This is a genomic window from Candidatus Cloacimonadota bacterium (genome assembly GCA_011372345.1).
In the GTDB taxonomy this organism is placed as follows: Bacteria; Cloacimonadota; Cloacimonadia; order Cloacimonadales; family TCS61; genus DRTC01.
The window spans coordinates 1-7653 of record DRTC01000350.1; the positions used below are offsets into that span (position 1 = coordinate 1).

The window sequence follows — 7653 nt, forward strand, 5'->3', positions numbered from 1 at the left end:
ATTTCGTAAGTAAGAGTTCCGGATTTTGAGATCAGCCCGACTTTTCCTTTTTTGAAAACAAATCCCGGCATGATCCCTATTTTAGCTTCTTCGGAAGTTATTATTCCCGGGCAGTTTGGACCGATCATGGTAACATTATGTTTATCAGTGAATTTTTTAGCAATCACCACATCTCTGGTTGGGATTCCCTCCGTGATGCAGATAATGATCTTAATTCCGGCAGAAGCTGCTTCCATTATAGCATCGGCTGCGAATGCCGGAGGTACAAGGATCAGAGATACATCTGCTTCAGTTTCTGCAATCGCTTCTTTGACTGTATTGAAAACAGGTTTTCCGAGATGAGTTTGACCACCTTTATTTGGTGTAACTCCTCCGACAATATTCGTTCCGTATGCAAGACATTGTTCTGCATGAAAAGTTCCTTCCTTTCCGGTGAATCCCTGCACGATCACTTTTGAAGATTTATTTACTAATATGCTCATTATTGAACTCCTTTAGCAGACTTGACTGCTTTTCCGGCAGCATCGGCAAGATCGGATGCCGTGATAATATTTGTAAGTGATGATTTTTCCAGAATTTTGGAAGCTTCAGTTGCATTCGTTCCATCCAGGCGAACAACGATCGGAACCTTTACTTCCGTTTTTTTTGTGGCTTCGATGATTCCATTGGCAATCCTATCGCAACGCACAATTCCTCCGAAAATATTAACGAGGATCGCTTTCACATTCGGATCTTTGAGGATGATCTCAAAACCTTTAGCAACCGTATTGGCACTCGCTTTCCCGCCAACATCGAGGAAATTTGCAGGATATCCGCCTTTTAACTTTATGATGTCCATCGTTGACATAGCTAATCCGGCTCCATTGACCATGCAACCAACATTCCCATCGAGTTTGACATAACTCAATCCGTATTCGGTTGCTTCGACTTCAGCCGGATCTTCTTCATTAAAATCTCTCATCTCAGCAATATTTTTATGACGGTAAAGAGCATTATCATCGAATCCCATTTTGGCATCGAGTGCCATAAATTTGTTTTCGGAGGTTAAAACCAGGGGATTGATCTCAACTAAACTGGCATCGTTAGAAATATAGGCATTATATAAAGCTTTGGCAAATTTGGAAAAATCCTTGCTTTGCTCTTTAGTGAGTTCCAATCCAAAAGACAGTTCACGAGCATGAAATCCCTGAAAACCGGTTAAAGGATCGATTTCTGTTTTGATGATCTTTTCCGGTGTTTCTGCAGCTACTTTTTCAATTTCCACTCCACCTTCGGTCGAAGCCATCATGACAGGTAATTCTTTAGCTCGATCCAGAACCATACCCAAATAGTATTCTTTGGCAATGTTTACCGTATTTTCAAGATAAACTTTTTGTACGATTTTTCCAGCAGGACCGGTTTGGTGAGTAACGAGTTTCATTCCCAACATTTCTTTTACAATTTTTTCTACTTCCTCGACAGTTTTCGCAAATTTAACTCCTCCGCCTTTTCCTCTACCTCCGGCGTGAACTTGAGCTTTTATCACCCAATCACTTCCACCCAATTCTTCAGCAGCTTTCCCAGCATCTTCAACTTTATCGATCATAATTCCATTTTGAACTGCTACTCCGAATTCTTTAAGGATTTCTTTTGCCTGGTACTCGTGAATGTTCATTAAACCTCCGATATTTATAACATTTTTAGTAAAAAATTAATCTAAAAAAAGTTCCCTGATATTTCCAAGAAACAAAAGGAATTTCTCCAACAAAAAGTTAGAAAATTCCTGAAATATATGCGGGAACTAATTTTTATTTTGCTTTATAAATGCAAGGATTTTTTGATAAAATCAGTTAATTTTTTGTTCTTCAATTATTTTCTTCGTTATTTTCGGAATTGCAGCTTCCACTTCAGGAGTACATTTTTCAGATAAAGTCTCAGTATCTGAAACTTCGACGGCATAAATTTCAATCTCGGTTGGTAATTCATCACCATGTTTTTTAATAATCTCAAATGCTTCAAAGAGGCTGATATCATGCGGTTGGGAATGGTGTTTTGTTTTAAAGTCGTCGAATGAATATTTGTGCAGAGTTCCGGGTTTGGCATTCCCGGTTTTGATAGAATCGATCAGGATCAGCTTTTCGTAACCGATTATCTCATCGATAACTCTGAAGCCGGCAGCACCGGCTTCGAGTATGTCGATATTTTTGCACTTCTTTTTTATTTCCTGCGCAATCCTTATTCCAACTCCGTCATCGCAGAGAATTGTGTTTCCAAGTCCAAGTACGAGTGTTTTCATAAAAAATAAATTATCTTAGCAAGATTCGAGTCGTAATGACCGCAGGGAATGCGACTCGGAAATTGCGCCAGTCTGACAACTGTTCTTCCCGATAAAGCGGGACACTCCCTTTGGTCTTTGGTCGTTATAATTCGAGTCGGTTTTAGACGATTGAACTCGACTCGCACTTCATTACGAGTCGAGTTCAGTCTAGATCAATCTCTCTTGATTTTTTTGATGATCTCTCTGTTTTTGTCACGAATATTCACGATCAGCGGCATTTTCCCGGGAAGAGAATGAGTTGCACAAGCCAGACACGGATCATAAGGTCGGAATGCCATTTCCACCATATTCAGCAGTCCGTCATCAACCTTTCCGTTCTTGATCAGGTTCTTCGCAGCTTTGGCAATGGACATGGAAATAGCAGCAGAATTATTTACAGTGGCAACGATCAGGTTAACGCCTGAAACCATTCCATTTTCATCGGTTTTATAATGATGGAACAAAGTTCCGCGAGGAGCTTCGATGACACCAACACCTTCATCCGGAGTTTCTGTCGGAAGATTCCTGATATCCGGATTAGTAATGAACTTATCTTCAAGCAGCTGCACCATCTCCTCACAAACATACATAACTTCGATCAACCTTGCCCAGTGGAAGGCAAGTGTATGATGAGAGGGTTTACCGAGAGTCTCGAACATTTTTTCATATTCGGCTTGAGCAAGGGGAGTTTTCATTCCGTCCGCAACATTAAGTCGGGCCAGAGGAGCAACACGATAAACACCGCTGTCGATTCCATCCTCGAAACCTTTCCAACCTACATTTTTCAGGTATGGAAATTTGATATAACTCCAGGGTTCGACATGCTCGACAATATGATCGAGATAATCTTTTCCTGCAAATTTTACATATTCCTTACCGGTTGGATCGACAACCCGAACCATTCCGTCGTACAAATCTTCTTTGTTATTTTCATCGACCAAACCCATATAATAAGTTTGATGCTGGAAAATATCTCCTACGATCAAATCGAGATAAGTATCGTTTTTCAGAACTATATCATTAAAAACCTGTAAACAGAACTTGGAAAATTCGACACTATCTTTAGCAACTTTCAGAAATGCCTGTCTCTGATCTTCTGCCAGACCTTTGGAAATTCCGCCGGGCAATCCGCAAACAGGATGAATAACTCTTCCACCAAGATGAGTGATAATGCTTCGCAATCTTCTTCGCATATCGATGACTTTTTTCCCGATCTCGACACCAACCTTACCGATAACTCCCAAAATATTTCTTTCTCCTGCCGGAGCATTCGGTCCAACTACAAAATCGGGACCTCCGAGGAAAAAGAAATGCAGTAAATGATCTTCTGCCATAAAGGCATCATAGATAAGGCGGCGTAATTTGAGAGCAGTTTCTGTTGGTTTTACATGATAAACAGCATCGAGAGCTTTGGTAGAACACATGTGATGGGTTGTCGGACAAACACCGCAAATACGAGGAGTTATTCTCGCCAGTTCTTCCACCGGTCTGCCCACACAGAATTGTTCAAAACCTTTCAGTTCGGGAACTTGCAAATAGGCATTTTTTACATTGCCGTCATCATCCAGGAAAATTTCTATTTTCCCGTGACCTTCTAACCTGGTAATTGGATCTATTGATATTTTTTTTGCCATTTTATTTATCCTCCTTTGCAGGATTGTTCATTCTTTTTCTTCTTAATAACGAGGTAGGAAGAGAAAAGCGATAGAAATATCCAGCCGGATCAACAACCTGGTTCATAAGTTTTTCCACATCCTCATCGCTCATATTTTCTTCATTTTCGAGACCCAGGATCGAAGCAAGAGCTGAAATCATTTTTCCGCCGACATCCTTAACTTCCGTTGGAGGTCCGTAACAACCGCGGCAGGGCATATTAGCGGTTATACATCTTCCGCTTCCTTCTTCTGTACAGCCTGCCCTGGTAATTGGGCCTAAACAAATTATTCCTTCAGCAAGGAAACATTTTTCAGGATCTGCGATCACTTCGGAAATCCTTTTGATCTGGCTTATAGACATTTTTTCCGGTTTGGTTTCATTACGGTCACAAACATCGCATAAGGTTTTTTCCGGTGCCAGCACAGTTCCTTTTTCCGGTAATTCTCCGGAGAGGATGGCTTCAATCGCCTGCATTGTTAAATAGGGAGCAGGAGAACATCCTGGAAGATAATAATCGACATCTATTACTTGATCTAGACTTTTTACAGTATTATGGAAAGCAGGTAATTCCAATTCTCCTTCCGGAACTTCAGTAACAGTCTGCGGAACAACAAAGTCGGGATTATCGACAGAGGGGCAACCTTTTCCATAAGAAGATTCAAAAATGGTTTTTCTATCCCAGAAATTAGCTAAACCTGGAATTCCACCCAGATGGGAGCAAGCTCCAAAAGCAACAACGAGCAGAGATTTCTTCCTTAAAAGTTTTGCCATCTCTTCCTGCTCATCGGTTCGGATGGCTCCATTTATAAAGGCAACGGTAATCTCTTTGTCTTCCATATCACGGACATCCTGGTATTTGAAATCCATAGCACAGGGCCAGAAAACAATATCGACCAATTCGACTACTTTCAGAATATCTTCATTAAGGTCAACTATTGCTTCCTCACAACCTCCGCAGGATGCACACCAATAAAACGCTACTTTAGGCTTCGGCATAATCTACTCCTTCTAATATATTTAATTCGGATAAAGGACCTAATTGTTTGATCGTTTCAGCCATCTCATTGGCGACTTTGGCAAACTTTTCTCCTTCACTCGCACTGACCCAGTCTAATCTAACTCTATCCTGTTCGATCCCGAATTGCTTCAAAGTTTTTTTCAAAAGATTTACCCTTCGGATAGTTTTGTAATTTCCCTTTTTGTAGTGACAATCTCCCGGATGACATCCCAAAATCAAGACACCGCTTGCTCCTTCTTTGAAAGCCTGTATTACAAATTGAGGTTCTACTCTACCACTGCACATAACCTTGATAACTCGAACATTTGCCGGACATTCCAGACGGGCATTTCCAGCTTTGTCTGCACCTTCATAAGAACACCAGTTACAAAGAAATGTCACGATCGTTAATTTTTTGTCTTTCATTTTGCCACCTCCCTGATTTCAGCAGATATTTGTTCCATCGTGAAATTCCAGGCTTTTGCTGCACCGGTTGGACAAGCTGCGACACAAGTTCCGCAACCCCTACAGAGTGTGTCATCGATAATTGAAATGTTTTTCTCCGCATCTCGATGGATAGCATAAAAGGGACATAATCCGATACAGGTGTTGCATCCACAACAAATATCTTCATTGATTTCTGCTACTATCGGTTCTAATTCCAGTTTTTCTCCAAGCATTAACCGCGAAAGTATTTTTCCTGCAGCTGCGCTTCCCTGAGATACCGAATCTCCTATATCCTTTGGTCCCTGACAGGTTCCGGCAATAAAAATACCTTCGAGAGGCGCACCAAAAGGTTTCATCAGGATATGCTCTTCTTCGAAAAAGCCATGTTCGTCCAGAGGTATATCAAGAAGTTTAGCTAATTTATCAATGTCATTACTAGGTTCGATAGGAGGTGCAAGAACAACCATGTCAACTGCCTTGCTTTTCAGTGAAGATTCTGTCTTGTATTTAACGATGAGTTTTTTCCCGTCATGATCGACATATTCGGTACCATCGCTCCTGATAAATTCAACTCCTTTATCAAGAACTTTCTCAAATACTTTCTGATCCTCTTTTTTAGGAAGACATAGGTCCGAATAAAAACTATAAATTTTCACATTCGGTAATTTTTCCTTAACATGATGTGCCATAGCGCTCATATACATACAGCAAATTCCCGAGCAGTATCCAATCTCTTTCCTGCCGACGCAATATATGAATGCTATAGACTCCGGTTCCTGTCCGTTCTTTAAGAGGACCTTACCACTTGTAGGACCATTTGATGCATTTAATCTCTCTAATTGGATTGCTGATAAGACATTGTCATATTTCCCAAATCCGAATTGTGGATATTGAGCTGGATTAACAAGTTTTGAGCCGATTGCCAGGACGATAGCACCTACACTTCTTTCAATTACCTCATCCTTATCCTCGAAGTTTATAGCACCAAAGGCACAAGCCTGTTCACAGGCATTACATTCTTTACCATTCAAATGCAGACAATTTAATCTATCTATTACAGGTACATTAGGAAGGGCACCGGGATAAGGAATATAGATCGCTTTTCTATCGGATAATCCTCCATTCAGCTGATTCGGGATTTCAACCGGACAAGGTTCGAAACAAGCACTGCAGCCGATACAAGCTTCTTCGCTAACATATCTTGCTTTTCGTCTGATCTTAACAGTAAAATTCCCAAAAGAGCCGACAATCTCTTCGACTTCGCTGAAGGTTAGTGTTTCAACATTCTCTTTTTGAAGAACCTCTTGAAGTTCGGGAGCTAACATACAGGGAGCACATTCCATAGTTTGATACACTTCTTCAACTTTTCCACAGACTCCAGCGATGCAGGGACTCTTTTCAACAAGATAAACTTTTCTAAATTGAGCAGATTCTCTGGGCTTGGTTTCTCCGGATTCATCCTCTTCAACGAGGATTATCTTCCTTCCTTTTGAGGTTAGAGTAAGCGTTGCTTCCAATCCTGCTACTCCACCACCTACGACCAGAACATCTGGTTTAACTTCGATTTCTTTCCGTTCAATAGGTTCTTGAAGAGACACCCTTTTTATTGCTGCTAAACAGAGTTTTCTGGCTTTCTCGGTAGCCAGAGCTTTATCCGGAGTAACCCAGGCAACCTGTTCCCGGATGTTTGTCATTTGGAAAAGGAATGGATTAATACCTGCTTCTTCACAAGTATCCATAAATTTTTGCTCATACATTTTTGGAGTACAGCCAGCAACAACGATCCTGGTCAGTTCTCCCTTTTTAATTTCGTCCTTAATAAACTCCAAACCCTCTTTCGAACATGGGAGATTGTGACTTTTTGCAGTGACTACACTTTCGATGTTTTTTAGATCATTAACGATAGAATCAACATAGATTTTATCTCCAATATTCGGACCGCACCTACAAACGAATACACCTATTCTCTCTTGCATAAAACCCCCTTATTTACAATAAATAGGCTTCTTTTTACTCATGATAAATGACTTCCTCTATCTCTAATTTATTTCTAACTAGTTCAAATCCTCTCTTGAATCCGTGCTATCTTCTGCGAAAATTTTGAACTTTCTGATATCAGAGAGTGGAGACTATTTCTCTTCTCCCAAAAGAGTAGGAATTAGAAGATGAGTTGATGATCTTATTTTATTTCATTCAATTGCTTTCATAAAAAAAAAAAAAAAATTATATTTTTTTTTTGGTTTTTTATAATCTTTAA

7 protein-coding genes are annotated in these 7653 nt (G+C 40.3%); all 7 read right to left on the reverse strand.

The annotated features are described in order from the left end of the window. Nucleotides 1–482, reverse strand: a 482-nt coding sequence (locus ENL20_06730) for a succinate--CoA ligase subunit alpha (protein ID HHE38251.1), incomplete at its 3' end; no start/stop codon positions are given. Beyond that, nucleotides 482–1654 carry an ADP-forming succinate--CoA ligase subunit beta gene (locus tag ENL20_06735; GenBank protein HHE38252.1) on the reverse strand — a complete coding sequence of 391 codons (1173 nt, stop codon included), beginning with the start codon at nucleotides 1652–1654 and terminating at the stop codon, nucleotides 482–484. The genes ENL20_06735 and ENL20_06730, both read right to left, overlap by 1 nt. Before the next feature lie 171 nt (nucleotides 1655–1825). Continuing rightward, a complete protein-coding gene (locus ENL20_06740; protein ID HHE38253.1) occupies nucleotides 1826–2275 on the reverse strand; it encodes a hydrogenase maturation protease in 450 nt (149 codons plus the stop codon). Between the two features lie 194 nt (nucleotides 2276–2469). After that, a complete protein-coding gene (locus tag ENL20_06745) occupies nucleotides 2470–3930 on the reverse strand; it encodes a Ni/Fe hydrogenase subunit alpha (GenBank protein HHE38254.1) in 1461 nt (486 codons plus the stop codon). Between the two features lies 1 nt (nucleotide 3931). Beyond that, nucleotides 3932–4948, reverse strand: coding sequence for an oxidoreductase (locus tag ENL20_06750; protein ID HHE38255.1), 1017 nt, complete (start codon nucleotides 4946–4948; stop codon nucleotides 3932–3934). Then, complete coding sequence (locus tag ENL20_06755) at nucleotides 4935–5375, reverse strand: hydrogenase iron-sulfur subunit (GenBank protein ID HHE38256.1); 441 nt, start codon at nucleotides 5373–5375, stop codon at nucleotides 4935–4937. Before ENL20_06755 ends, ENL20_06750 begins: the two co-directional genes overlap by 14 nt. After that, nucleotides 5372–7372 (reverse strand): CoB--CoM heterodisulfide reductase iron-sulfur subunit A family protein, encoded by a 2001-nt coding sequence (locus ENL20_06760; protein ID HHE38257.1) that lies wholly within the window; start codon nucleotides 7370–7372, stop codon nucleotides 5372–5374. The genes ENL20_06755 and ENL20_06760 overlap by 4 nt, the downstream gene beginning before the upstream one ends. Nucleotides 7373–7653 lie beyond the last annotated feature (281 nt).